Annotated in this window: 25 protein-coding genes and 1 pseudogene; 13 read left to right on the top strand and 13 right to left on the bottom strand. The window is 38.5% G+C overall.

What is annotated here, in order from left to right:
• Positions 1 to 106 precede the first annotated feature (106 nt).
• Positions 107 to 688, top strand: coding sequence for a YqiA/YcfP family alpha/beta fold hydrolase (locus tag ACPF64_RS03530; protein WP_003654140.1), 582 nt, complete (start codon positions 107 to 109; stop codon positions 686 to 688).
• A 14-nt stretch (positions 689 to 702) separates the two neighbouring features.
• Positions 703 to 2,586: a DNA topoisomerase IV subunit B gene (gene parE / locus ACPF64_RS03525; protein WP_005037976.1), complete on the top strand. Its 1,884-nt coding sequence runs from the start codon at positions 703 to 705 to the stop codon at positions 2,584 to 2,586.
• Between the two features lie 118 nt (positions 2,587 to 2,704).
• On the opposite strand, the gene ACPF64_RS03520 is transcribed toward parE, so the two are convergent.
• A complete protein-coding gene (locus ACPF64_RS03520) occupies positions 2,705 to 3,208 on the bottom strand; it encodes an ureidoglycolate lyase (RefSeq protein ID WP_426455592.1) in 504 nt (167 codons plus the stop codon).
• Positions 3,205 to 4,215 (bottom strand): allantoicase, encoded by a 1,011-nt coding sequence (alc, locus tag ACPF64_RS03515; RefSeq protein ID WP_426455591.1) that lies wholly within the window; start codon positions 4,213 to 4,215, stop codon positions 3,205 to 3,207. Before alc ends, ACPF64_RS03520 begins: the two co-directional genes overlap by 4 nt.
• A gap of 199 nt (positions 4,216 to 4,414) precedes the next feature.
• On the opposite strand from alc, the gene hpxO reads away from it, so the two are divergent.
• Positions 4,415 to 5,572, top strand: a complete 1,158-nt coding sequence (gene hpxO, locus ACPF64_RS03510; protein ID WP_426455590.1) for an FAD-dependent urate hydroxylase HpxO — start codon at positions 4,415 to 4,417, stop codon at positions 5,570 to 5,572.
• Positions 5,573 to 5,625: 53 nt separating this feature from the next.
• Here the strand turns inward: hpxO and ACPF64_RS03505 are convergent, their stop codons facing one another.
• From ACPF64_RS03505 to puuE, 5 genes are all read right to left on the bottom strand, one after another.
• Complete coding sequence (locus ACPF64_RS03505) at positions 5,626 to 6,351, bottom strand: outer membrane protein OmpK (RefSeq protein ID WP_004640025.1); 726 nt, start codon at positions 6,349 to 6,351, stop codon at positions 5,626 to 5,628.
• 121 nt (positions 6,352 to 6,472) lie between these two features.
• Positions 6,473 to 7,840, bottom strand: coding sequence for a nucleobase:cation symporter-2 family protein (locus tag ACPF64_RS03500; protein ID WP_426455589.1), 1,368 nt, complete (start codon positions 7,838 to 7,840; stop codon positions 6,473 to 6,475).
• A 24-nt stretch (positions 7,841 to 7,864) separates the two neighbouring features.
• Positions 7,865 to 8,188: a hydroxyisourate hydrolase gene (gene uraH, locus ACPF64_RS03495; protein ID WP_426455588.1), complete on the bottom strand. Its 324-nt coding sequence runs from the start codon at positions 8,186 to 8,188 to the stop codon at positions 7,865 to 7,867.
• The gene (uraD, locus tag ACPF64_RS03490) at positions 8,185 to 8,688 is read right to left on the bottom strand and encodes a 2-oxo-4-hydroxy-4-carboxy-5-ureidoimidazoline decarboxylase (RefSeq protein WP_426455587.1); all 504 of its coding nucleotides are present in this window, start codon (positions 8,686 to 8,688) and stop codon (positions 8,185 to 8,187) included. The genes uraH and uraD overlap by 4 nt, the downstream gene beginning before the upstream one ends.
• A 99-nt stretch (positions 8,689 to 8,787) precedes the next feature.
• A complete protein-coding gene (gene puuE / locus ACPF64_RS03485; RefSeq protein ID WP_426455586.1) occupies positions 8,788 to 9,753 on the bottom strand; it encodes an allantoinase PuuE in 966 nt (321 codons plus the stop codon).
• A gap of 252 nt (positions 9,754 to 10,005) precedes the next feature.
• Between puuE and ACPF64_RS03480 the strand changes: the two genes are divergently transcribed.
• The 4 genes from ACPF64_RS03480 to dsbD all read left to right on the top strand — a co-directional run bounded on the left by ACPF64_RS03480 (position 10,006) and on the right by dsbD (position 13,674).
• A complete protein-coding gene (locus ACPF64_RS03480) occupies positions 10,006 to 10,356 on the top strand; it encodes an HPF/RaiA family ribosome-associated protein (RefSeq protein ID WP_004640014.1) in 351 nt (116 codons plus the stop codon).
• A 153-nt stretch (positions 10,357 to 10,509) separates the two neighbouring features.
• Complete coding sequence (locus tag ACPF64_RS03475) at positions 10,510 to 11,055, top strand: ankyrin repeat domain-containing protein (RefSeq protein ID WP_004640012.1); 546 nt, start codon at positions 10,510 to 10,512, stop codon at positions 11,053 to 11,055.
• 12 nt (positions 11,056 to 11,067) lie between these two features.
• On the top strand, positions 11,068 to 11,835 hold the full coding sequence (locus tag ACPF64_RS03470) for a transporter (protein ID WP_005037991.1): 768 nt from the start codon (positions 11,068 to 11,070) through the stop codon (positions 11,833 to 11,835).
• 18 nt (positions 11,836 to 11,853) lie between these two features.
• Entirely contained in the window at positions 11,854 to 13,674 is a 1,821-nt protein-coding gene (dsbD, locus tag ACPF64_RS03465) for a protein-disulfide reductase DsbD (RefSeq protein ID WP_426455585.1), read from the top strand.
• On the opposite strand, the gene ACPF64_RS03460 is transcribed toward dsbD, so the two are convergent.
• Both ACPF64_RS03460 and ACPF64_RS03455 read right to left on the bottom strand, forming a co-directional pair.
• Positions 13,669 to 14,862 carry a GGDEF domain-containing protein gene (locus tag ACPF64_RS03460; RefSeq protein ID WP_426455584.1) on the bottom strand — a complete coding sequence of 398 codons (1,194 nt, stop codon included), beginning with the start codon at positions 14,860 to 14,862 and terminating at the stop codon, positions 13,669 to 13,671. The two genes, dsbD and ACPF64_RS03460, sit on opposite strands and share 6 nt — an antisense overlap.
• 174 nt (positions 14,863 to 15,036) lie before the next feature.
• Positions 15,037 to 15,948, bottom strand: coding sequence for an alpha/beta hydrolase (locus ACPF64_RS03455; protein WP_426455583.1), 912 nt, complete (start codon positions 15,946 to 15,948; stop codon positions 15,037 to 15,039).
• 151 nt (positions 15,949 to 16,099) lie between these two features.
• On the opposite strand from ACPF64_RS03455, the gene ACPF64_RS03450 reads away from it, so the two are divergent.
• On the top strand, positions 16,100 to 16,537 hold the full coding sequence (locus tag ACPF64_RS03450; protein WP_198496663.1) for a DUF2147 domain-containing protein: 438 nt from the start codon (positions 16,100 to 16,102) through the stop codon (positions 16,535 to 16,537).
• A gap of 38 nt (positions 16,538 to 16,575) precedes the next feature.
• On the opposite strand, the gene ACPF64_RS03445 is transcribed toward ACPF64_RS03450, so the two are convergent.
• On the bottom strand, positions 16,576 to 16,926 hold the full coding sequence (locus tag ACPF64_RS03445) for an arsenate reductase (RefSeq protein WP_426455582.1): 351 nt from the start codon (positions 16,924 to 16,926) through the stop codon (positions 16,576 to 16,578).
• Positions 16,927 to 17,380: 454 nt separating this feature from the next.
• Positions 17,381 to 18,205 (bottom strand): exodeoxyribonuclease III, encoded by an 825-nt coding sequence (locus ACPF64_RS03440; protein WP_426455581.1) that lies wholly within the window; start codon positions 18,203 to 18,205, stop codon positions 17,381 to 17,383.
• A 38-nt stretch (positions 18,206 to 18,243) separates the two neighbouring features.
• Between ACPF64_RS03440 and pyrE the strand changes: the two genes are divergently transcribed.
• The 4 genes and pseudogenes from pyrE to ACPF64_RS03420 form a co-directional block, all read left to right on the top strand.
• Positions 18,244 to 18,894, top strand: coding sequence for an orotate phosphoribosyltransferase (pyrE, locus tag ACPF64_RS03435; RefSeq protein WP_004639998.1), 651 nt, complete (start codon positions 18,244 to 18,246; stop codon positions 18,892 to 18,894).
• Positions 18,895 to 19,255: 361 nt separating this feature from the next.
• Positions 19,256 to 21,394, top strand: a complete 2,139-nt coding sequence (locus ACPF64_RS03430; protein WP_426455580.1) for a DEAD/DEAH box helicase — start codon at positions 19,256 to 19,258, stop codon at positions 21,392 to 21,394.
• A 1-nt stretch (position 21,395) separates the two neighbouring features.
• Complete coding sequence (locus ACPF64_RS03425; protein WP_347016809.1) at positions 21,396 to 22,067, top strand: DUF2290 domain-containing protein; 672 nt, start codon at positions 21,396 to 21,398, stop codon at positions 22,065 to 22,067.
• Positions 22,068 to 22,156: 89 nt separating this feature from the next.
• Positions 22,157 to 22,222, top strand: a pseudogene (locus ACPF64_RS03420) (hypothetical protein); the annotation flags it as partial.
• A gap of 51 nt (positions 22,223 to 22,273) precedes the next feature.
• Here the strand turns inward: ACPF64_RS03420 and ACPF64_RS03415 are convergent.
• Together ACPF64_RS03415 and ACPF64_RS03410 are read right to left on the bottom strand one after the other, a co-directional pair.
• Entirely contained in the window at positions 22,274 to 24,463 is a 2,190-nt protein-coding gene (locus tag ACPF64_RS03415) for a TonB-dependent receptor (RefSeq protein ID WP_426455579.1), read from the bottom strand.
• 228 nt (positions 24,464 to 24,691) lie between these two features.
• On the bottom strand, positions 24,692 to 24,904 hold the full coding sequence (locus tag ACPF64_RS03410; protein WP_002122004.1) for a DUF1737 domain-containing protein: 213 nt from the start codon (positions 24,902 to 24,904) through the stop codon (positions 24,692 to 24,694).
• A 160-nt stretch (positions 24,905 to 25,064) separates the two neighbouring features.
• Between ACPF64_RS03410 and gshB the strand changes: the two genes are divergently transcribed.
• Complete coding sequence (gene gshB / locus ACPF64_RS03405) at positions 25,065 to 26,009, top strand: glutathione synthase (protein ID WP_017390128.1); 945 nt, start codon at positions 25,065 to 25,067, stop codon at positions 26,007 to 26,009.
• The last annotated feature ends 236 nt before the right edge of the window (positions 26,010 to 26,245 follow it).

The following is a 26,245-nucleotide window of genomic DNA, read 5'->3' as shown; positions in this document are numbered from 1 at the left end:
TACTGATGAATGGTTAGTTGAGTGGTTTTTCTTGTCTAACAATTGTGCTTTTCTATACAAACTGAGAACAAAATTGTGAAATTAGTCTCAATTTAGAGGGAAATATATGAATATTATCTACCTCCATGGTTTTAATAGTAGCTCTCTTTCGATTAAAGGATTGAGCTTAAGGCAGTATTGTAGCGAATTAGGGATTAATGTGCATTTGCCAAACCTCAATAGATCTCCAGATCAGGTGGTTGAGCAAGTTTCAGAGCTTATTGAAAGTTTGGATGATGTTGCACTTGTAGGTAGTAGTTTAGGTGGTTTTTTTGCGACATACTTTGTCGCGAAATATAATATTCCGGCTGTACTGATTAACCCTGCTATGCAACCATGGAAGTTGTTTGATGAGTTATTTCAGGTTGAAAGCATGCCCTATGTGGTGAATGATCAATGGTCGATTGATCATGTTCAGCTACGACAGTTGCAGCAACTGGAACTGAAACAGCCTGAAAATGCCGACAAAATACTCGTCTTGTTGCAACAAGGCGATGAAATTTTGGATTATCGTCAAGCACAACGCTATTATAGTGCTGCAACGCCATCCTCATTGATTTTGACGGATGCTCATGGCAATCATGCTATGGAAGATTTTGAAGAAAAATTACCGTTAGTGATCGAATTCTTTGCGCACACCATCAAATAAGGAAAACGTACAACGTGACACAATATACGGCTCAATCGCTTGAAGTCCTTTCCGGTTTAGACCCTGTTCGTCGTCGTCCAGGAATGTATACCGATACGACTCGACCTAACCATTTAGCTCAGGAAGTTATTGATAATGCTGTTGATGAAGCATTAGCGGGTCATGCCGACAAAATATGTGTCACGGTTTATAAAGATGGTTCATTGTCGGTTGAAGATAATGGCCGTGGTATGCCGGTCGATATTCACCCTGAATATGGCCAAAGTGGTATCGAAATCATTCTGACCAAGTTACATGCTGGCGGTAAATTCAGTACCGATAACTACCAGTTTTCTGGTGGTTTGCACGGCGTGGGAATTTCAGTTGTAAATGCTTTATCAACACGTGTTGAGGTCGAAGTACAACGTCAGGGCAACCTCTACCAAATGGCATTTGAGCAAGGGGAGCCTGTTGCGCCTTTAGCCGTGCTAGAGGGTAAGGCACCAAAACGTGCGACAGGTACGACAGTACATTTTTGGCCTGAAACTAAATATTTTGATAGTCCGAAATTCGCTTTAAAAGCCCTTAAACATAATTTAAAAGCCAAAGCTGTTTTAGCCGCAGGCTTAAAAATTATCTATATCGATCAAATTAATGATGAAAAAATTGAATGGCAATTTGAAAATGGCCTCGTCGATTATTTGATGGATGAATTGCAAGACCGTGAAATCTTGCCAAATCCAGCTTTTGTGAGCAGTGGACAAGCCGATCGTGCGGCATGTGAATTTGCAATTTGTTGGAATGTAGAAGGCGGTGAGCAGGTTCAAGAAAGTTATGTAAACCTAATTCCAACCGCACAAGGCGGTACTCATGTGAACGGTTTGCGTTCAGGGGTAACCGAAGCATTACGTGAGTTCTGTGAGCTGCGTAACTTGTTGCCACGTAATCTCAAACTATCAGCAGAAGATGTTTGGGATGGTGTGAACTATATTTTGTCACTCAAGTTCCAAGAACCACAGTTTTCAGGTCAAACTAAAGAGCGTCTTTCTAGTCGAGAGGCATCCAATATTGTTTTAAATATTGCCAAAGATGCTTTTTCACTTTGGTTGAATCAACATGCTGAAATTGCCATGCAATTGGCAGAAATGGCGATTTCTAAAGCGGGTCGTCGTTTAAAAGCCGCGAAAAAGGTTGAGCGTAAAAAGATTGTTTCTGGTCCTGCTTTACCGGGTAAATTGGCTGACTGTGTGGGGCAAACTCGCGAAGACAGTGAGCTATTTATTGTCGAGGGTGACTCGGCAGGTGGTAGTGCCAAGCAAGCACGCGATAAAAACTTTCAGGCCATCATGCCAATTCGTGGAAAAATCTTAAATACTTGGGAAGTTTCTTCAGATGAGGTTTTGGCTTCTCAAGAGGTTCACGATATTGCGATCGCAATTGGGGTAGACCCGGGTAGCGATGATTTATCCGAGCTACGTTATGGCAAAGTTTGTATTTTGGCCGATGCGGACTCCGATGGTTTACATATTGCCACTTTGTTATGTGCGCTATTCGTTAAACACTTTCCGACACTGGTGGAAGAAGGCCATTTGTATGTGGCGATGCCACCATTGTTCCGTATCGACATTGGTAAAGATGTCTTCTACGCCTTAGATGATGATGAACTCGAAGTCATCTTGAAAAATGTGAAAGGCAATCGTAATCCGCAAATTACCCGATTTAAAGGTCTGGGTGAGATGAATGCGATTCAGCTACGTGAAACCACGATGGATCCAAACACACGCCGCTTGGTGCAGCTTGATCTTGACGATGCTCATTTTACGGCAGGTTTACTCGATAAATTACTTGCCAAAAAGCGTTCAGCGGACCGCAAGCAGTGGCTTGAGCAGAAAGGTAACTTAGCCGATATCACCGTTTAAAATAAAATTAAAAAAACCCCGCTTAATAGGCGGGGTTTTTATGTAAACCTAGATTATTAGAAATCACCACAACGATTGCTGTCATTAAACTAAAATAGACAGATCTGTATATTTTAATTTAGACCATAATTTTTATAGCGTGTGGAAATTGAAAAACATCACAATTCGCTCCGCCTCCAATTCGATCCACTACTGCAAAATCACTCGGTGCTTCAAAGGTAAGCAAAGGATGATGCCATGTACCTGCCCGATAATTTATGCTTTGTTTTCCATTTGAAACGAATGCACATAATTTTGAAATATCGGGAGTATTCTCGTCCAAAGCAGGTGCCACAATAATTAAGAACTTTTGCTGTTGTAATGGAATAAATGCCTGAGAGCCTTTCGGATGACGCTCTAGTATTGAAATTTCCAGAGGTAAAACGCTGGTCTTAATATTACGGAAAATACTGATTCCTGCTTTTGCTTCACCTTCAATTTCTGTTTCAACGAGCGCGTGGTATCGCTCGGTGTGTGCATCATTAATATGAAAAAAGTCATGCCCGTCACAACAAATGACTTCTCCGAATGGCTGAAAGCTCTCAATGGTTAAGGGCTGAATATGGACATTATTCATAATCATGACTGGACAATTTTTCCCCATAAGCGTACACGGCTAATACCACCATCTGGAATCATGTTGATACGAATATGCGAGATTTTTTCATGTTGTAAAATCTCATTCACATATTCATGAATATGGTCCATTTGCATAGGTTGGGCTTCAAGTAAGTAAGACCAGAACATACTCTGTGGAATTAGCTGTGCATCAGTTGCATTTTCAAGGTAAACCGCCTGAATGGATACTTGGGCAGGGAAATTCCCTTTAAAGTGAGCTGTATCAATTTCAAGCTTATCAATTTTCCCGCCTTTACCCAGAGCAAGAATACACCAGTCATAACCCGGTGCTCGGCGGCGTTTGGTTTCCCATCCATCGCCCATGTTTATACCACGACCGGGATTAATCAAATTGCGCGGATGTCCAAAATGGGCATCGCTATAGGCAACTACACGACCACCATTTTCGAGGGCTAATAAATCGAGAGTTTGCTCGCTATCAGTCACCTGAATATGAACATCGCCATAGACACGTAAACGAGCAATTCCGCCATCTGGGAAAATATTGAGGCGTATATGAGTGAAAAGTGCATCATTATTGACCATAAAAATATGATGCTGGCTTGGGCCTAGTTCAGTATTTTCTAAAACACTCTCCCATTTTGCTCCTGTAAGGTCACCATTTGGTGCATAACAAGCTTCTAATGATGCAGATGCTGGATAATTTCCTGTGAAAAAGCTGGTATCAATATCAAGTGCACTGATTTTCCCACTTACACCTAGTTTTACAATGCACCAGTCATAACCTGCGTGACGTTTACGGCGCGTTTCCCATCCATCCATCCATTTGCCGTTATCATCGAATTTATCTTCAACAAAAATAGGTGCATCAAATTGCAGCATACGCTTTGCTTCTGCAAAGAAATCATCTGAACACTCAATGACTTGTGCACCAATTCGGGCATCTGCCAAATTGGTTTTCATATTCAAAATTTCAGGAAGTTCAAAAGCTGGAGCATGCAGTGTTGCCATAATGGAGTATCCGTATTTCTTGTTAAAAACATGATTTTTCATTTAAAACTGCCCTAACACTGAGCGTGCTAAGACAAGTTTTATACTTAAATATATAAGCATGGTGCATGCCAGTTTTGTGGAAAAGCTAAATAAATTTTGAACGATGGCATGTTTTTAGCATAAGCACCCTATAGGTGAATATCTATAGGAGAGTGTTATGAATGTGGTGATTATTGGTGCGGGAATGGGAGGTCTAACCACTGGCATTGCATTAAAGAAATTTGGTCACCAAGTTCGCATTTTTGAGCAAACTGAAAAAATTCTTCCAGTTGGCGCTGCAATTTCGCTGTGGTCGAATGGTGTGAAATGTTTAAACTATCTGGGATTAACCGAGAAAATCGCCCAACTTGGCGGACAAATGGACGATTTGGCTTATGTAGATGGTTTAACTGGAGACGTAATGACACAATTCAGTTTATCGCCATTAATTGAAGAAGTAGGGCAAAGACCTTATCCAGTTGCACGCTCAGATTTACAAAACATGCTGATGGATGAGTTTGGCCGAGACCAGATTTATTTAGGCAAAAAAATGGTCAGTCTTGATGACAAGGTTGATTTTGTTGAGGTGCATTTTGCTGATGGTAACTCTACACAAGCCGATTTAGTGATTGGGGCAGACGGTACTCACTCTCTTACACGGGCCTATGTGTTGGGCCAGCAAGTACAGCGCCGTTATGCGGGTTATGTGAATTGGAATGGTCTGGTTGAAATATCTGAAGATTTAGCTCCAGCACAGCAATGGACAACTTATGTGGGCGAAGGTAAGCGTGCTTCTCTGATGCCGGTTGCGGATGGGAAATTCTATTTCTTTTTAGATGTGCCTTTACCAGCAGGTTTAGAAAATAATCGAGATGAATATAAAAAACTTTTAAAACAATATTTTTCTGATTGGTGTTTGCCAGTGCAGCAACTCATTGAGCGTTTAGATCCGCAAAAGACCAATCGGGTAGAAATACATGATATTGAGCCGTTCACCCAGTTTTATAAAGGTCGCGTGGTGATTTTGGGTGATGCCGCACACAGCACAACACCTGATATTGGACAAGGCGGTTGCCAAGCAATGGAAGACGCTATTTATTTAGCACGTTCTCTGCAAATTAATACTTTAGGGTTAGAGGATGCTTTGCGTCGCTATCAAAACAAGCGTAATGAACGTGCAAATGAGTTAGTACTTCGTGCGCGTAAACGTTGTGATGTGACCCATATGAAAGATGAAAGCGTTACACAAGCTTGGTATGCAGAATTACGCCGTGAACAAGGTGGACATATTATGCAGGGGATTATTAGCAATATTGTGGGTAATCCACTCGATTAAAACAAAAACAGCAAGGACTTCTCCTTGCTGTTTCAAGCTTCTAAATCATAATTTTAGAAGTGGTATTTAACCAGTGCACTGACGTTGTTTTCGTCTCGTCCTTGAAGGCCAAATTTATTATTCCATACAGAGTGCTCTATACCGAGGTATAGACGTGTATCAGGAGAAATGTGTTTACCCACATTCCATTTCCATTGTGTTGTCCAGTTCAACTCGCTGGCATGGTCGCCTTCAGCAGTTGACCAGTCAAGGAAACCATCTACCAAGAAATCTTCAGATGCGATTTTAAATGGAATACCATAAACGAACGTCATTTGATAATCGTCGTCAGTGTTCTCATTATTTGCACGGTAGAAGTTTAAATTCGCATATTGGAAATATGGGATATTTAAGTCGACAGCAAAACCATAAAGGAAATTATCGAAGTTGTTGCCGTCTTCACTATTGCCTTCCCAAGTGGTACTAATTAACACATCTTTGATTGGGCCATACGCCAGTTTTTTACCTGATATTTCACCTAAGCTTAAACGTGGTGATAACTCGAAGTAAGTACTCTTGTGGTCATTTTCACCACGCATACGGTCCATAAAGAAAAATACATCAGCGTATTTAACTTTCGCTGCATATTCCAAAGTAAGAGTGGTTTCTTTGTCATCTACAACTTCATAGTTTTCACCATAAAGTCCAGTCACGCTAAAATCTTGCCAGATTGGTTTTGCCTGAACCATGGCAGTTGCAGATAACAAGGCACAAGTCGCCGCAAGTTGCTTTAATTGCATTTAAATGATCTCCCCCCAAATAAAGCACGCTAAGGATACAGTGTCTTAAGCAAAAATGAAGCCAAATTTGATCAACGGTTAAAAAAAGGCCCACCGAAGTGGGGCGCTAAAAACTAAATCTTTAATGTGTATTTCTGGTATTTATTGTTTGGCTTAAATGAGGGGGATGCGAGCTGCGAAATGTAGGTAAATGATTAAATAATAAATTCAACAAGATAGCAAAGATACAAGTTGAACTAATGCCCGAATGGAACAAAGTTTGTACCCAAACTGGGAAATGAGCATAAAATTCATGGTTAATAATTGGAATCATCCCTGCCGATAAAGCGGTCGCGACAATAATTAAATTTTTCTGATCGTTATAATCTATTTTTGCCAAAGTGCGAATTCCACTTGCTGCAACCGATCCAAATAAGACCAAACCTGCACCACCAAGTACGGGCATTGGAATTGCTGCAATCAAACGACCCATAATAGGGAGTAGACCCAAAATAATTAGAATGACACCGCCTGCTGCTACTACAAAGCGGCTTTTTATACCTGTAATCGCAACGAGTCCAACATTTTGGGCAAAAGCACTTTGCATAAACGAACCAAAGATGGGTGCAAAAGCACTTGAAAACATATCCGCACGTACACCATTGGCGATACGTTTAGCATCTACTTCAGTTCCTACAATGTCTCCGACAGCAATAATATCGGCTGTGGTTTCCGTCATAATGACTAAAGTCACAATCAACATCGACAAGATTGCGCTGAGCTCGAATGTTGGCAAACCGAATGCAAATAAGTGTGGAAATTGCAGCCATGCGCCTGAGCTCACCTGACTAAAATCACCAAAGCCCATGAAGTAGGCCAGTATGGTGCCTGCAACAATGGCTAATAAAATTGATAAACGACGAATGCTGGCTTGCGGTAGAATATTTAAAACAATCACAATGCCTAAGGTCAGTAAGGCCAAAGAGATATTTTCTACGCTACCCCAGTCGGGTGCTTTATTGTTACCACCCATCATCCAGCGAACTGCGACAGGTAACAGAGATAAACCAATAATCGTGATGACGCATCCCGTTACAACAGGCGGGAAAAATCGAATAATTTTAGAAAAATAAGGCGCAAGACATAGTCCAATCAGAGATGCGGCAATGACCGCACCGTATACAGCAGGTAAGCCACCGCCCGTGGTGATAATTGCGACCATGGTTGCAACACCTGCAAAAGACACGCCCTGAACTAAAGGTAATTTTGCACCTAGATATTTGGTCCCAATTGTTTGTATGAGTGTTGCCAATCCACCGACAAATAGAGCAGCAGCAATTAACATTCCGACTTGTGCTGAGCTTAATCCAGCCGCTGTTCCAATAATAAGGGGCGGTGCAACAATGCCACCGTACATGGTAAGCACGTGCTGTAACCCGTAAGCAAAACTTTTGGATATTCCTAAATATTCATGCTCTGGAGAAATCGCATTCTTTTGCCGATGATTCATATTTTTCTCCTCGTTATATTTGAGTTAGCTACCGCGATAAGTGGAGTAAGCAAACGGGCTAATCAGTAAGGGAATGTGGTAATGCTGATTAATGTCTTCTATAAAAAATTGAATGCAAACACGCGGGAAAAAAGTTTTGACTTGCTGCAATGAAAAATAAGGGGCGATTTCGAACTCAAGTTGATAAGCACCCTCTGCAAACTCTCTTATTCCAAAATCACTCACTCGACCGTCTGGGTTAGTGGTTGCGGTCGCAATCAGCTCATGGGTTTCTGCATGAAACAACTTCACTTCTACGTGTGCAGCTGGTTTGCCTAAATTCGTATCTAAAATATGAGTGCTGATCATGCTTGTATTTCCTGAGATAGACGTAATAGAGCAATCGCTGCGAGTTGCTCATGTACAATTATTTTTTCGATAGCTAAGTCATGTTGTAAACGTTCATGTAGCTTTTTTAAAATCTCATCGCTACTGAGGCCCGCTGCTCTAATTAAAAAAATAAAGCCAAACTTTTGTTCATAATCGAGATTGCCTTGTAGCAGAGCTTGCTGCGTTTTTTCGTCTAGAGAAATGCCGGCTTGTTCTTGATTTGAAAAATGTTGCTCTTTTGCATTGATTTGCTTTTTTGCCTGCCGTTCACCAATTTTTGGGTGAGTTGCTAATGCTGCTTGAATCTCTTGCCATGACCACATTTGACTTAAATTTTCTGCATATTCCAAAAGAGATGCTTTTGTTGAATAGGGGCGTTCTGAGATGATTTTTTCGGCCCATGTTGGAATGTAGACACAGTTTTTTAACAAAGTCTTGAGTTGTTCGGGTGGGGCTTGATTAAACTCGGCTAAAAACACTGTTATTCCTAAACTCATTGTCGTGATATAGAGTTTTAGCAATAACAGTGCCAATAGCTGTTAATCAACAGCTTAAGAATTTAAAAAGTTAAAAATCAATTATTCAGTTATGTGATTTTTATACCAATGTTCAGCGATATCCTGACGACGGCATACCCAGACACGATCGTGCATTTGAATGTAGTCGAGAAACTTTTGTAAGGCTTTAAAACGACCCGGATGCCCTAAAATACGGCAATGCATTCCAATTGACATCATTTTTGGTGCAGTTTCACCTTCTGCGTACAGCACATCAAAACTATCTTTTAAATATTGAAAAAACTGTTCTGAATTATTAAATCCACCTGGTGAACAGAACTTCATGTCGTTACATTCTAAAGTATAAGGAATAATTAAATGGGGTCGGGATGCACCCGCAGCATCGGTAAGTATGGTCCAAAAAGGCAGGTCATCACCATAATAATCAGAGTCATATTGTATTTGTGGGAACTCTGCAAGTAACTGACGAGTATTGGGGCTATCACGTCCGGTGTACCAACCTATCGCTTTATTTTCAAACAAGTTTTCTAAAACAGATAGGGCCTGTTCCATGTGCTGTTTTTCTACTTCAATATCGGTATCTTGATAGTGAAGCCAGCGGTAGCCATGAGACACTACATCATAATCAGCTTGCTTAATGGCTTCCACAATATAAGGGTTGCGCGTCAGCGCCATTGCAACTCCAAAAATGGTCATTGGAAGCTTGCGCCGTTCAAACTCACTATGAATGCGCCAAAATCCAGCACGTGAACCATATTCGTACATAGAGTCCATCGACATGTGTTTAGCTGGGTAGCTTGCAGCACCAATAATCTCTGATAAAAACTGTTCCGAATCCTCATCGCCGTGTTCAATATGTTTTTCGCCACCTTCTTCATAATTAAGCACAAATTGCACAGCAACCTTGGCATTATTAGGCCATTTAACCTGTGGAGGCTGCCCGTGATAACCGATTAAATCACGTGAATAAGGAGACTTTTGAATTTGCTCAATGAGCTCGGCGCCAGATAGATAAGATTCGGTCACGATTGCTCTCCTTTTGTTCAATTTTTCATAAATATTTAAAAAATCAGCTTGCATATTTTTATAGATGGACTGATATTGAAGATATGAAGATCTTCAAAATAAATTAAAAGCAGTACGTTTAAGTCAGGAGATAACAAACCATTACACCATCAAAATGTACAATTGAAGTCAGTTCATGCATGCTTAAAACATGCCAACATAAAAAAGTTTTGCATAGAAAAGATCCACAGTAAGAAAGAGAGGATGGTATTTATGAATATAGAAATCCGCACAGATAAAAACATCCATAATAGCGAACGTTTAATTACTTATGTACGTGCAGAACTTACTCAAGAATTCCAACGTCATAGCGAACGTATTACGCATTTCTCGGTTCATTTTAGTGATGAAAATGGGGACAAAAGTGGTGACAAAGATATCCACTGTATGATTGAAGCACGTCCTTCAGGTTTGAAACCAGTTGCAGTGCACCATAAAGCAGGAAATATTGATGCTTCAATTCATGGTGCAATTGAAAAATTAAAACGTAGCCTTGAACATACTTTTGAGAAAAAAGAACACCCGAGAGGTGGACAACCAGAATTCATTGATGATGAAGTTTAATTGAAAACGGTAAAAAGCCCTTCGGGGCTTTTTTTATATCTGATGAAAATAAAACTATTCACAACATTAGGTTTGCAATGCAATGCAATCAACCTCTAAAATCTGGAGAAGAGATTAGGCATAATAGCCCTAATATATTTTTGAGAGATGGTCATGTTAACCACCCAGCAGCAAGCTTTAATTAAAGCCATAGAAGAATTAGAACTCGCGCAAGTGCAAAAATTACTTGCTGAAGGACTTGATCCGAATTTTATTGATCCGGAACAGGGGCCACCTGTATCAATGATCTGTGACGGAATTTTTAAATGGTGGGAAAATGTATCGGAAGCTTATGAAGCAGGTACACCATTATCAAAAGAAGAAAAGCAACAAGCGTTGCAAGTTTACCTCGATATTCTTGAAGCTTTGATTCAGGCCAAAGCCAATGTGCATCTTTGGGATGCAGAAGAGTTTTACGGTCCATTATGGGATGCTGCAAGCTCGGCATGTGCTCCAGCTGTTCAACGTTTACTCGATGAAAAAGTTGATCCAAACTCACGTGATGAAGAAGGACTCACTATTTTATCTTCAATCAGTCAGTTGTTCTTTGATTGTGATTTTGATGAAATAGATTGGTCAGAATCACTTGAAGAAGAGCGCGAAACATTAGAATTATTGCGCCGTCATGGGGCAAAGATGTCAAAAGAATTAACTACTTAATTGGATATTAGAATGAAAATAGTACAAGTCTTAACTTTTGCTTTATCTACTGTTGCTGCTGGAAGTACTTTTGCAGCTGAGTTCTCGTTTGACCGCCCAGGGGCAGGAATGGGGACGGGTATTACCCCTGTAGGCAATTTGGCTTGGGAGCAAGGTTTACCAAGCGTAACTTATACTGAAGCAACTGTTGATGGTGTTAAAGAAAAGACCGTAACCTTAAATCAAGATATGTTGTTCCGTACAGGTTTAGGTCGTGACTTAGAATTACAGTTAGGATGGCAGGGTCCAGCGTGGACTCAGACTAAACGTGCTGGCAAAAAAAATGATACTTCGGGCTTTGGTGACGTAAGCATCGGTTTAAAAAAAGCGATTGATTTAAAAGATGACAGATTGTCTATGGCAGTGTTGGCTGAGGCGATCATTGCAACCGGAAATGATGAATTTACGGCACATGACGACATTTATAGTCTTACCTCTGCAGTAGCTTACCAATATAGTGATTTAGTAGGTACTTCAATTACCATGCGCTATGAAGTGCAAAATAGTGATTGGGCAGTGACAGCAGTACCAACCATTGACTATAAAATCGCAGGTAAGCTCTCAGGTTATTCAGAGTTCATTTACCGTAAAGCTGAAAGCCAAGACTATGAATATGGTCTAGGTACAGGTCTAGTTTATGCGGTAAATAATCGTACCCAGCTTGATGCAAGCATAGGCGTCGATTTAAATGGTCAAGATAAGAGCTACAACGGTGGCTTAGGCGTGTCATTCTTGTTCTAATCGAAGCAATTTAAATTTATGTTAATGAAAAAGCTTATTCATCAGGGAATTCTTTATTTTCTAGCAGTTGCTGTTTGTGTGTTTAGCCAGTTGGTTTCTGCGCAAGACAAGTTGCTGTCACCCGAACAAGCTTTTTCATTTTCGGTTGAATCTTCTGAACCGCATACTGCAAGTTTATCTTGGCAGATTCAGCCAAATTACTATCTATATCAGCATAAATTTACCGTACAACAAGGTACTCAACCTTTAGCTTTAAAGTTACCTAAAGCTGTTGCTCAATATGATGAAAATTATGGGCAAAGTCAGGTTTACTACAATCAAGTTAATTTTCAAATTAAGACAAAGCCCTCAGAACACTACAGTGTGACTTGGCAGGGTTGTGCCAAAGACCGTATTTGCTACCCACCTCAAACAATTGAGTTTCAAACTGATGCCGATGGTTTGGTCGGTGTGCAAAACCAAGCAGGAATCGCACCAAAACGATTACTAGATTTAGCAAATACACAAGCAGATGCTTCTTCAGAAACTCTAGAAAAAGAGCAGGGCACAGCACAGGCAGCTGATACAACTACTCCGCAAGTTGCGCAAGATCAGATTTGGTCAGCTAAACTGATCGAACACTCTCTTTGGTATGGGATTTTATTATTTTTAGGTTTAGGCATGCTGCTCGCATTTACGCCATGTTCTTTACCAATGCTTCCTATTTTAACTTCGTTGATTATTCGAGAGCATAAAGGTTTAAAAGCTTGGGTTATTGCGCTTACCTTTGTGTGTAGTATGGCATTGGTTTATGCAGGTTTAGGTTTAATTGCTTCTTCAGCAGGCTTAAATTTCCAACGCTGGCTACAACAGCCTGCTACTTTAATTGCTTTTAGTTTGCTGTTTATAGTATTTGCTCTGAACCTATTTGGCTTGTTTGAACTTCGTTTACCGCAAACATGGTTAAACCGCCTTGACCGCATTCAGTCCATGCAACAAGGTGGAACTTTAGTAGGTGCTGGCATCATGGGTGTGGTTTCTGCGCTCTTGGTGGGTCCTTGTATGACTGCACCACTTGCTGGAACTTTATTATTTATTTCTCAAACACAAAATCAATGGCAAGGGGCTTTGCTTTTATTCTGCCTAGGTTTTGGAATGGGAATTCCCTTATTGCTCGCGAGCATATTGGGGGCAAAATTTTTACCTAAAGCTGGTGACTGGATGCATCAGATTAAAGTGATTTTTGCTTTCCTGATGTTGGGTTTAAGCCTCTACTTTATTCGTCCTTTATTGCCTGATTGGGGCATGCAAGTACTTAGTCTAGGATTAGGACTCGCTTTTATAGCTTATGCTGTTTATCAGTTTTTCTGGAAAAAAGGGCAGCTACAATGGCTCTATGCGATTTTATTGTTAATCGTTACACCTTTTGTAGCCTATAACCAGTATCAACATATTCATAATCGAAATTTGCAAAGTTCTGATCACATGGCCGAGTGGCATATTGCAACTACAGCAGCAGATTTTCAGAAAATTTTAGCGGCTGCTCCAGCTGATCGGGCTATTGTGATTGATGTCTATGCAGACTGGTGTGTTGCTTGCCAACCTATTGAGCACCGTATTTTAAAAGCACCCGAGGTTCAATCTGCTCTTGCGCCATATTATTTAATTAAGCTTGATTTGAGCCATTATGATCAGTCACATGAAGCGCTACTCAAACAATGGAATATTTTAGGGCCACCGACCTATTTATTCTTAAGCCCAGAGCAAAAAGAAATTCGTTCATTGCGTTTAACTGGTGCCTTTAGCCAACAAGAACTTTTACAGCAACTCGCGAGTTTGGCAAAACTAAAAGAATCATAGCGTATTAACAGCCTCGGTCTGATGAAATGTACGTACCTGATTACGTCCTGAGGCTTTTACGGCATAAAGCGCTTGGTCTGCTTGTCTAATCACAAGATAAGGGTCTTGTGCAAAAGCTGAACTACTTATTCCAAAACTTGCACTAATATGAATGGGATTATTTTGAGTGCTAAAAACTGGCAGTTCTTCTAAAGCATGGCGGCAGCGCTCAGCAATTTTTTCTGCTTGGATAATATCGGTATGGGGGAGCAATAAAATAAACTCCTCGCCACCAAATCGACCAATAATATCTTCACTACGCACGTTGTTTGATAGGCATTGGGCAATTTCAATTAAAACCTGATCGCCTTGATGATGCCCGTAAATATCATTAATTTTTTTAAAGTGATCAATATCAAGAAGTACGACCGCATAATCAAATTGCTGTTGGTGTAGTGACTCTAAATGCGTATTTAAACTACGTCTATTTAATACGTTGGTTAATGGGTCGAGTTGGCTTAGGCGTTGAATATAAGTTTCCCGTTGGCGCCATTGGGTGAGTAATATCTCAAATAAAATAAAACAGGCTAATAAAATCGGCATAATAAAAAATGCCATACTTCCTAACCAAAAGGGGTTAGTTTGAGCACGTTGCATAGCAATAAGATTAAATAACGGCGCATAAGGTAAAGTACCTTTCATACTTAAATAAGTACATACCGTTAAAATAATGGTCGCAGGTACGAGAGCGCTATAAACAATTTTTCGGTCGAATAACACGAGTCCTACACCAATGGTACCGACATAACCCACCATGGTGGCGGGGCTAATACTGCCAATTAAATATCCATCGTGACATAGCATGAGTGCAAAGAATTGAACGCTAATAAATGGAATAATTTTTTGTGCCCACTCATGATTTTTGTAGCGATAGCAGGGAATAATCAATGAAGCTAATAAAAATAAGGTAAATAGATTTAACCAGATTTGCGATTCAACTAAAGGTAAATGTGCCCATTGCCAGACACTTGGTGTAATTAAAATATAGCCTTTCCATAAAATCCAGCTGAAATTCATTGCACAGGCAAGTGTGAGCATGAGGGCGCTTTTTTGTAATGGCGTCCAGTTAATGATGTGATTATTGTGGATGAAATCGATTATCACCTGTTTTGTTCTATGTATTGGATGAGTGATTAAACGACTTTTCATAATAAGTAAGGGCTCCTAAATATAGATGCCTCTTTGTTGGACCATCCTAAAATTGAATTATCTAAATAATTTATTTTTTAAACATAACATGATTTTCAATTTATACATGATGACTTTTTATAAAGAAAATAATGTGAAAAGTTTTATTCACTGTTCACATCATTCATAGATAAATTAAGTTTTATCGAGTTCATGGGCAAATTCAGCAATATCTGCCAAAGCTTGTTTTGCTTCATCAAACCATGCATTAAACATCTGGAAGTTATGCCACATACCTGTATAAAGTTTGAATTGAACTTTAACACCTGCATCTTCGGCTTTTTCTCTAAAACGCTTGGCATCGTCTAATAATATTTCTTTAGAACCTACTTGAACCAAAGTCGGCGGTAGGCCATGCAAGTCATCGAAAATAGGCGAAACACGTGGGTCATCTGCTGCAATCTGATTGCCAATATAATGCTGGATCCCTGTTTGCAGGGCTTCAAGCGAAAGTAGGGCATCATGTTTCTGGTTAAATCTTAATGATTCGCTTGTCAGCGTTAAATCTAAAAAAGGCGACAATAAAATCAGGCCACTCGGCATGAGCTCAGGTTGTTCTTTTAAGCGTAAACAAAGTGCTAATGCTAAATTGGCTCCGCACGAATCACCCGATAAAATAATATCTTTTGGCTGAAAACCTTGTACCACTAAAGATTGATAGATGTCATATAGAGCTTCGGTTGCCTCAGGGTATGGGTGTTCAGGCGCAAGTGGATAGTCCACATGAATAACTTGCATTTGGGTGCGAGCGGCCAAATCTGTCATAAAAGCATGGTGTGTTTTGACACTGCCAAGAAAAAAAGCACCGCCGTGAATGTGAAAAATCAGTTGAGTAGCATGATCTTGCGGTTTGATTTCTTCACCTTTAATGCCTGCTAGCCGGATTGGGCGAACAGAGACATCTTTTTGTCGTGGAAAAGCACGACACATTTGGTCTAAAACAGGACGTAAGGCAGTAGGCGGTAAATTTAGCTGACTTGGCTTGCGAATTGTTGTTTTAAGAAAAGTTTCTGTAAAGTAATATTTCCAAACATTTGATATATTCATAGAGCATCCATTTTTATGCTAGTTTCTTGTTTTCTTGTAAATTTTATTTTGCAAGATTACAAGGTTACACGAAACAGTCACATTCAAAAATTGCAATATCTTTGCGACTTCTGAATACTAAAATCTTGAAAGACCCAAGGATATTACAAAAATGAAAAAGATTGCTTTAGCTTTAGGACTCATTGGTATGGCTGCATTTGCCAATGCGGCTGATTCACTCAATGGAACGGTATGGAAAACAATTGATGATCAGACCAATAAGCCAAAAGCCGTAGTTAAATTTACGGAACAGAAGGATGGAACCTTAACTGCAACCATTCAAAACATTTTGACACCAGGCGAAGAAAACGTTTGTACAAAATGTGAAGGTCCGTACAAAAACAAACCACTTAAAGGTGTCACCATTGTACATAATTTAAAAAATGTAGGTGACAACAGTTATGAAAACGGTACGATTTTAGATCCTAAATCTGGCAAAACTTACAAATTGAAAGGTGAGTTAACAGATGGCGGTAAGAAGCTTAAATTACGTGGATATATTGGCGTTTCTGCACTTGGTCGTAACCAAACATGGATTCGCGCTAACTAAAAGTTTTAATAAAAAACGAGCCAAATGGCTCGTTTTTTTTATGCTTGGATATTTTGATAGGTTGTTTCATCAAAACCGACGATAAAACCTTGAGAGGTTTGTAAAACTGGTCTTTTAATTAAACTTGGTTGAGCAACAAGTGCTTCAATAAGATGGTCTTCACTGCTTAACGCATGCGTTTGTTCTTCTTCTGATAGCTTACGCCAAGTGGTTCCTTTTTTGTTTAGAACAATGTCTTGCCCAATTTCTTTTAACCAAATTTTTAGGGTATCTGCATCAATCCCTTGTTTTTTATAATCATGAAAATCATAGTTAAGCCCTTTAGCTTGCAAGGCATCAAATGCTTTTTTCATTGAATTACAGTTTTTGATTCCATAAATTTTTAACATTTTATCGGACCATGTCAAAAAGAAAGAGCACACAGCCTAACCCAAAAAGCATTTGAGCACTACTTTATACAGATACTTTTAAAACAAATGAAAAATTATGATTAATCGAAAGAGAAATGTCATGTTATTGTCATAAGACAAGGCGATAATGAGCTTAATAAGAAGAAGTTAAAACTAAAAGAACTTAGCGCAAAAAATAAGAGATTGAAAAGAGAAAACCCGCATTTAATCATCCTGATCATGCGGGTCTCATTTCAACGTCCAATGTCACATCCTTGCAAATAAACTTATCATAAGTTTATTTTATCTTCCTACGGCGTCCTATCCTTTTGCGTCATCCTGACTGCTTCCCTGTGCCGTGGGGCTATAATGCCGTTAAAGCTGTGTAAGAAAAATACTCAAAAACGACATCTGCTGTAAGCGAAAACGACAAGGTAAGTGAACGAGTGTTCACTTAATCTTGAATTTTATAGTCGATGATAACGGGTGCATGGTCACTAAACCATTGATCTTTAAAAACCCAAGCATTAGTTGTACGTGTTTTCCAGTCTGGTGAGCAGGCTTGATAGTCAATACGCCATCCAACATTTTTTGCGCGAGCTTGGCCGCGATTTGACCACCATGAATAAAGTTCTGCTTCTGCTCGAACTACACGGAAGGTATCGACATAGCCAAGTTCATCATAAATATGGTCAAGCCATGCACGTTCATGCGGTAAACAGCCAGATGATTTTTGGTTACCCGACCAGTTTTTAATATCAATTCGTTTATGAACAATGTTGTAGTCACCACAAATGATGACTGACTTATTTTCATCACGCCATTGCTTCAAGATTTTCGCGTATTCACCTAAAAATAAATCTTTACGTGCTTGCGCTTCTTCACCACTTGAGCCTGAAGGTAAGTATAATGACGCAATATGTACCGGATGTGACAAACCTAAATCGAATTCAGCAGAAATAAAGCGACCTTGACTGTCAGCCAGTTCAAACCCTAAACCATCTTTAACAGAGACAAAGGGTAGGCGGCTATATATGGCAGTTCCTGCGTAACCTGCACGCTCTGCTGGAAATAGATGGGTATGCCATCCTTCGGGTCTAAATTTTTCAGTCCATTGTTCATGGGTAATGCGGCTTTCCTGCATGCATACGACATCGGCATCTGATTGTTCTAACCATTCAAGTAAGCCTTTCGTCACCGAAGAACGCAAGCCATTTACGTTAATGGAAACGACTCGAAGAATTTTTACATCACTTGGATACTGATCCTTTGGTATCATGCGAAAATTTAACCTCAATTGTGAATTTGGAGCACCTCATGACAACGCCTGTGTCATTTAACCCGCAAGCATTTATCGAACTCGCATTATCACGCGGTGTGCTTAAATTTGGTGAGTTTACTTTAAAATCTGGACGCGTGAGTCCTTATTTTTTTAATGCAGGCCTACTCAACGATGGTGAAGCTTTATCTCTTTTAGCACAAGGCTATGCTGATAAATTAACACAATGCCAAAATGTTGATGTTATTTTTGGACCAGCTTACAAAGGCATTCCGTTTGTAGCAGCGACTGCTGTTGCCTTGTCGCAAGTACACAACAAAAGTGTGCCATGGGGCTTTAACCGTAAAGAAGCGAAAGATCATGGTGAAGGCGGTGTTTTAGTCGGTGCTGCGGTTGAAGGTAAAAAAGTCTGGATTATTGATGACGTAATTACCGCAGGTACAGCAATTCGTGAAGTCGTAACGATTTTGAAAAATGCTGGTGCAACTATCGCTGGTGTTTTAGTTGCGCTAGATCGTCAAGAACGTGGTCAAGGTGAACTTTCTGCAATTCAAGAAGTTCAAAAAGAATTAGAAATTCCTGTGCATGCACTCATTACTATGAAAGATTTAATGGATTATTTAGATGCGAAAGGCGAAAAAGAAGCACTAGCAAATATGCAAGCTTATCGCGAAAAATACGGTATCTAATAGTTAGGTATAAAAAAGGAAGCTTCTGCTTCCTTTTTTTATAATTTAATCAAATTATTGAGTCGGTTAAATTATAGCCGTAGAGTATGGGAAGTTATAAAAAAGCTGCTCAAGTGAGCTGAATTCTAGAGTGGCTGTGTGTAAGGTATTGATGCAAAAAAGGTAAAATTTCAAGGACTGTGTATAAGCCGTATTATGTTAATTTTAGGAAACCTAAAATATAGAGATAAAAAATACCTCTAATTAAATCTTTTGATCTGAATGGCCCCCTTAAGTGGCTTCTTAACTTGATACCGATAAGACTTATAAATAATATAGTAGGTCATCGATTGATTTTCTGATCTAAATTAAAGGTATTACTGTGATTAAAGTTATTTGGGGCACTAATAAAGAAAAACCAATTGCTTCAAGACAACTTGCAGAAACATTATCATCTGATGAAAACTTGAATGGCTTTCTTTATATTGGATATCCAATTGTTGGTTCACCATTAGGCCCAACTAAATTTGATGCACTACTTTTAAGTGAATCAAAAGGGATTGTAGCTTTTGATTTAGTCGAAGGAAAAGACCTAAGCAATTATATAAATAATCAAGATGAAATGGCTTCTATGTTAGAGGTCAAACTAAAACCTTATAAAAAATTAAAGCAAGGGCGTAATCTTAAATTTGATATCAAAACAATAACTTTTTGTCCTGCAATAAAGAATAATCTTCCAACAGTTGATGATGAACTGTACAACATCGCAAATATTTCCAACCTAAATGAAATTATTAATTCATTCCATTGGGAATCAGATCAAAATACATTTCAAGAACTGAAGGCAGCTATTCAAGTCGTCACAAATATTCGTGCAGGCGTTGCTAGAAGACAAATTATAAAAGAAAATTCTTTAGGGAGTCGTCTACAAAAATTAGAGGACTCTATAGCTAATTTGGATCAACACCAGTCTGAAGCTGTTATTGAAACAGTTGAAGGCGTACAAAGAATTAGAGGACTTGCAGGTTCCGGTAAAACTATTGTATTAGCTTTAAAAGTTGCTTATTTACATGCTCAGAACCAAAGTTGGAAAATAGCCGTAACCTTTCATACACGTGCTTTGAAAGAACAGTTTAGAAGATTAATCAATAATTTCACAATTGAACAGTTAGGCAGTGAACCTGATTGGAATTCTATTGATATCTTTAACTCATGGGGTGCTCCAGGAGAGAAAGAGAATGATGGAATGTATCATCGTTATTGTGTTGAAAATTCAATAGATTACTATGATTTCCAAACAGCTAAAAATCAATTTGGAACTGATAAATCTTTCCAACAAGTCTGTAAACTTGCTTTAGAGCAATCTGCATCAAAAAAAGTAGAAAAATATGATTTAATTCTAATTGATGAAGCTCAAGATTTTCCTCCTGAATTCATCAAGCTCTGTTATAAATTTTTAAAAGATCCTAAACGATTAGTTTATGCTTATGATGAACTACAATCACTAAATGGATTATCAGTTTTACCGCCAGAACAACTATTCGGTAAAGATGCAAATGGTGTTCCTCTAGTCACATTAGAAGAGGATGACCCAACTCAACCTAAGAAAGATATCATCTTAGAAAAATGTTATCGCAACTCGCGTCCATTACTTGCAACAGCACATACATTAGGTTTTGGTTTAACAAGACCAAAAGGACTAGTCCAATTCTTTGATAATGATTCACTATGGGAAGATGTAGGCTATTCTCTTAAAAAAGGGAAGATCGAGGGTGGAAAAGAAGTTGAATTAGTTAGAACAAGTGAGTCAAGTCCTCTATTTTTAGAAGAGCATACTCCCCTTGAAGAACTAATTAAATTTGAAGTATTCGATTCAGTTCAAGATATGAATCAAAGTTTATTCAATTCTATTTTAGAAAATATTAATGAAGATGAACTAAAACCTGAAGATATATTAGTTATTAACCCAAATCCTCTTACGACTCAGAAAAATGTAGGAATTGTAAGAAGAGCGCTTCAACAGCAAAATATAGAATCTGAAATTGCTGGTGTTACAACATCTAGAGATATCTTCAAAAAAGATGGAGCTGTTACCTTTACTGGAATTTTTAGAGCAAAAGGTAATGAAGCGGCAATGGTATATATTATTCATGCTCAGGATTGTGCTGATTCATACGATCCAAATCATTTAGCCTTAATTAGAAATAGATTATTTACAGCGATTACCAGAAGTAAAGCATGGGTCCGTATTTTAGGTATCGGCCCATCAATGCAGTCCTTGAAAGAAGAGTGGGAAACTTTAAAGAATAACGACTATTCTTTAAAATTTATTTATCCAACGGAAAAACAAAAAAATACTTTAAAATTAATTAATAAAGATATGTCTATTCAAGAAAGAAATAAAAGAAAAAGACTAACAAATAATATTCAAGAAATTATCAATGCTATTAGTACAGGAGAATTACCACCTGAATTAATTCCTGACGAATTAATTAATATTTTAAAACAATCAGGGAAATAAGATGAACCCTGATTCTATATTAAGACAATGTAAGGAAGTCATTGATCGTCTTGTTTTATCGGGTTTATCAACAGAGCAAAGTTATCCATCTGCTCGTACCAACGCTAGTGGAGACTATGAAATTGGTTTTAAAAAAGGTATAGAAATATCAAGTGCATTAAAGAATATTCCATATCAAGATATTTATACATCTGTTCTTGAAGAAAAAAGTTATCATGTACACCTTATTGATGGTGGGTTAATATCGTTTAGCTATATATTTGAAAAAAAAGATGATCATTTTGTATTAAAAAAACATAGATTATCTTTTTATCCCTCACCATCATTACCTTCATTTGAAGATTGTCCTGACCTTTATGAACAAGATGAAATTTTTTTAGAGTGTACAAAAAAAAATTTAGTTAAATTTCCTATTCGATTTGATTACGATCCTAAAAATCATATAAATGTTAGCCATCCGGCTTCCCATGTAACATTTGGTCAATTTCTTAATTGTCGTATACCTGTTTCAATGCCAGTTACTCCAAGGAAATTTATTTTGTTTTTGTTACGAAATTTCTATTATTCTGGGTATGTAAAAAGTAAAAATATTTTTGATAGGAAGATGTGTAATGTGATTCCAGTTCATAGCATTACAGATGAAGAAAGAAAAATTAGTCATTTCATTTTATAGCCCAAACATGTATTAAATCATTTAAAATAAAATCTCATCTGCGAATCACTTCTTACACCCCAACTTGTATTGTTGACCTTGTTCAGTCATTACCCAAAGGCGAAAAAGAAGCGCTAGCAAACATGCAAGCTTATCGCGAAAAATACGGTATCTAAAAAGAAAAAGGCATACCTCTAAATAGAGGGATGCCAATTTAATATTTTTACTTAGAACTGATAATTCAAACGTAATAACACATTACGGGGGGTGCCCGGCATGCTGTCTGAGCGCCAATATTCTTTATTAGTTAAATTATTCACCGCAAGTGTGACATTCCATGGGTCTGCACTATAGCCAATCGCCGCATCAACACGGTTAAAGCCTTCCATTTTTACTTGATTATTAAGATTTGGATAATAAGAACCTACATAGGTTACGCCCACCTCGGTATACCACTGTTCAGTTGGTAAATAACGAACAAATAAATTACCCGTATTTTTTGATGTGTTGGCTAAATAATTGCCTTCTCGCTCTGGGTTTTGTTTATCTTCTTTTACCTTAGCGTCGGTATAACCATAACCACCGCGAACAAAGACATTATCAAGCACACGGCCAATAAAGCTAAATTCAACACCACGTGATTGATGCTGACCAGCAGTTGCCCATACCTCTGATTCACTGTCAGGATTCGGTTTATAGCGAATATTATTTTTACGAATATCAAAAACAGAGAATTGAGTATTTAAACGATTATCTAACCATTCGCTTTTTACCCCAACTTCGTATTGCTCGTTATATTGAGGCTCTTTGTCCATTTTTTCGACATCGGTGCTTCCAGTAACTTGGTTAACACCCATTTGCCCACCGAATGGCGCAAAGCTTTTAGAGTATGAGGTGTAAAAACTATGTTCAGGAAGCGGTTGCCATACCAAACCAACATTTGGGCTAACAGTACTGTCTTTTACATTACGGTGTTCATTAGTTAATTTGTTAGTGGTTGAAAAATCGAAGTAATCGTAGCGTAGGCCCATCATGAGTTTAAGTTGGTCATTTAGACCAATTAAATCTTGAATAAATACGCCGTAAGTTGTGCCTTCATTATAATTATGCTGACTAATCTTTAATGGGCCATTGCCACGACTTGATTCTCGTTCACCTGTGAATGGATTGACGTAACCATAAATGGCTGAACCATTTTGAGTCTTATTGGCTAGACGCGGTTCTCGTTGTTCATAGGCCCAGTCTGTACCGACCATGATTTGATGTTCAAGCGAGCCTGTTTTGAACTTGCCCTTAATATCAAATGTATTGGTGGTGGTTTTATTGCTGGTTTGTTGCCAGTAGTAAATTTGGTCGATGTAGCCTTTTTTTGTACAAGTCTCATTCTTTGAGTTTTTTCCATCTAACCCACAATAAGTCCCAGAATAAAAGTGGTCAAAGTTCTGTTCTGCTTGTCGGTAACTTACTGCCCAGTGGAAGTTCCAATCAGGCGCATATTCATAATTCACATCGGTGCGCACAACTTGCAAAATATCATCAACATAATCTCCGTCTTGCGCAAATCCTGTTTTGATAGAGGTTCCCACAGGCAAGTTTTCATATGCTGGACCACGATCAGGCACACGGCCTAATTTGTCATACGTATATTGTGTGGTCCAAGTAAGCGTTCCATCGTCATTTTTATAAGTAAAACTTGGTGAAAACATCTCAATTTTATTTTCAATACCAGAACGGAAACTGCCTGACTCGCCATATTCTCCGGTAAGGCGCACTGCTAAATTGTCATTAATGACTTGGTTGATGTCAGCAGTGGTTCCATAGTTATCGTATGAACCTGCGTACGCACCAACTGAACTTTTAGAGTCGAAATTGGCGAATTTACTTACCATATTCACAACCCCGCCACCAGCACTACGGCCATATAAAACAGAAGCGGGGCCTTTTAAAATTTCAATACGCTCAATATTGGCAGTACTACGGCGTACTTGCCCACTTTCACGTATACCATCACGGTAAATATCACCTGTATCAGCACCAAAGCCACGAATCGTGATGCCATCACCGCGCATATCGTAACTGGTTGATACGCCAGGGGTGCCTTGCAACATAACGCTTAAATCATTTGATCCATAAATTTTATATTTCTGAACATCAATCGTATCAACAGTTTGAGGAATATCTTTTTTGTTTAAACCATTACGTGTGACATTGGCCTTGTCATAGTCGATATAACTTTTAATTGGGTCGAGTTCACTCATGGCCTCAATTTTTATGGTAGGCATGGTGGCTGCAACTTTTGCGGCTGAATCAGTCGCTTCCTCTGCGTAGGCACCTTGAATATTCAGGATCATTAAACTGAGTAAGCTCAGCGGGAAAAGACGCTTAATTTGGGGAGATGATATAGAAATTCTTAACATAAAGATAAAATCAGTTAACAAAAATAAAAGTATAAATGATAATTATAATCATTTAATTGTTTAGAATAAAAGAACTATTGTCTTAAAAAATGACATATTTATTTTTTAATAACTGATTTTTGGTAGTGCAATGAGTAAATTAAAAGAACTGGCAGAATCAACTTATTAGTTTTTCTTGTTAATTGAGTCTAAAAGGGTGCTTTTTATAGAGAAAAGCACCTCTTAGAATTAAGCATTATTTTTGAGAACATCTAAAATATCCATTTCTGGATCATAATTCTCGTCAATTGTTTTGCAAATTGCTTGCCCAACAATTACATGTGTGCCATTAAAGGTCATGGTTGGTGCTTCATATAATTCCCAGCCATGATTCAGTGCTTTAGTTACTCGTGCACAAAAAGCAGAGTCATCAGGGCCGGTTAAATAGCGATAAAGTTTCATCTTTAGCCTTTAAAAATAATATTTTATGGTCATAGTTTAACTGAATTTACTTGAGTTCTAGTTAAAGGAATAACAGATAACGATTTACTGAAATTAAGAAAAACGAGTGAAAAATCTCAGCTATACTCATGCTAATTTAAATTTTATGAAGAGCTTGAGCATGCGTGTACTTGTCGTCATGGATCCGATTGAAACCGTAAATCTTAAAAAGGATTCAACCATGGCAATGTTGTGGGCGGCGAGCCGTCGTGGACATGAATTGGGTTATGCATTACAACAAGATTTATATATCGATCAAGGTAAGGCTTACGGTCTAATCTCGCCATTAAAAGTATTTGAAGATTACAATCATTATTACGAATTGGGCGAAAAGAAAAAAGAATCTATCGCGGCTTACGATGTGGTGTTGATGCGTAAAGATCCACCGTTTGATATGAATTTTGTCTATACGACTTACGTGCTTGAGCAAGCTGAACGTGAAGGCTCATGGATTATTAATAAACCTCAGTCATTGCGCGATTGCAATGAAAAGCTATTTGCAACGCAGTTCCCAGAGCTGCAAGTACCTACACTTGTAACATCGCAACAAAGTTTAATTCGTGAATTTCTTAAAGAACATGGCGATGTCATTGTGAAACCACTTGATGGTATGGGTGGTACGGGAATTTTCCGTTTATACCAAGACGGTGTAAATATTGGTTCTACTTTAGAAATGCTTACAGAGTTAGGTACTCGTCCAATTATGGCTCAGCGTTATATTCCTGAAATTGTAGAAGGGGATAAGCGTATTTTGATGGTAAATGGCGAGCCTATTCCTTACTGTCTAGCTCGTATTCCACAAAATGGTGAAGTGCGCGGTAACTTAGCGGCAGGTGGCTTAGGTCAAGCGCGTCCGCTGACTGAAAATGATAAGCTGATCGCAGCTAAAATTGGTCCTTTCTTGCGCGAAAAAGGTTTGGTTTTTGTTGGTTTAGATGTGATTGGTAATTATGTCACTGAAATTAATGTCACCAGCCCAACATGTATTCGTGAAATTGATGCTCAATTTGGCACATCAATTGCCGATAATCTGTTTGATGTATTAGAAGCTGGTCGTACGGCTTAATTATTTATTTCAGGTGATTTTCAGCGGTATTTATGGGAAATCACCTGAAAATATATGAATTAATAAAATCACAATATGAAATACGCTAGTGCTTTGTAGGCATATTTTCAAAAAAGCACATCTTTCTGTTATAAACGAGTGAAATTAGCTTTTCGTTAATGAAGCTTTAGGATTAAAATAAACGGCTACAAAAATAGATGACAATTTCCATTGTTTTTTGAGTTGAAGAATTAGAC

Source organism: Acinetobacter sp. KB005 (assembly GCF_049949095.1).
In the GTDB taxonomy this organism is placed as follows: domain Bacteria; phylum Pseudomonadota; class Gammaproteobacteria; order Pseudomonadales; family Moraxellaceae; genus Acinetobacter; species Acinetobacter calcoaceticus.
The sequence above is the reverse complement of the archived record's forward strand: the minus strand, read 5'-3'. Positions and strand labels throughout refer to the sequence as shown.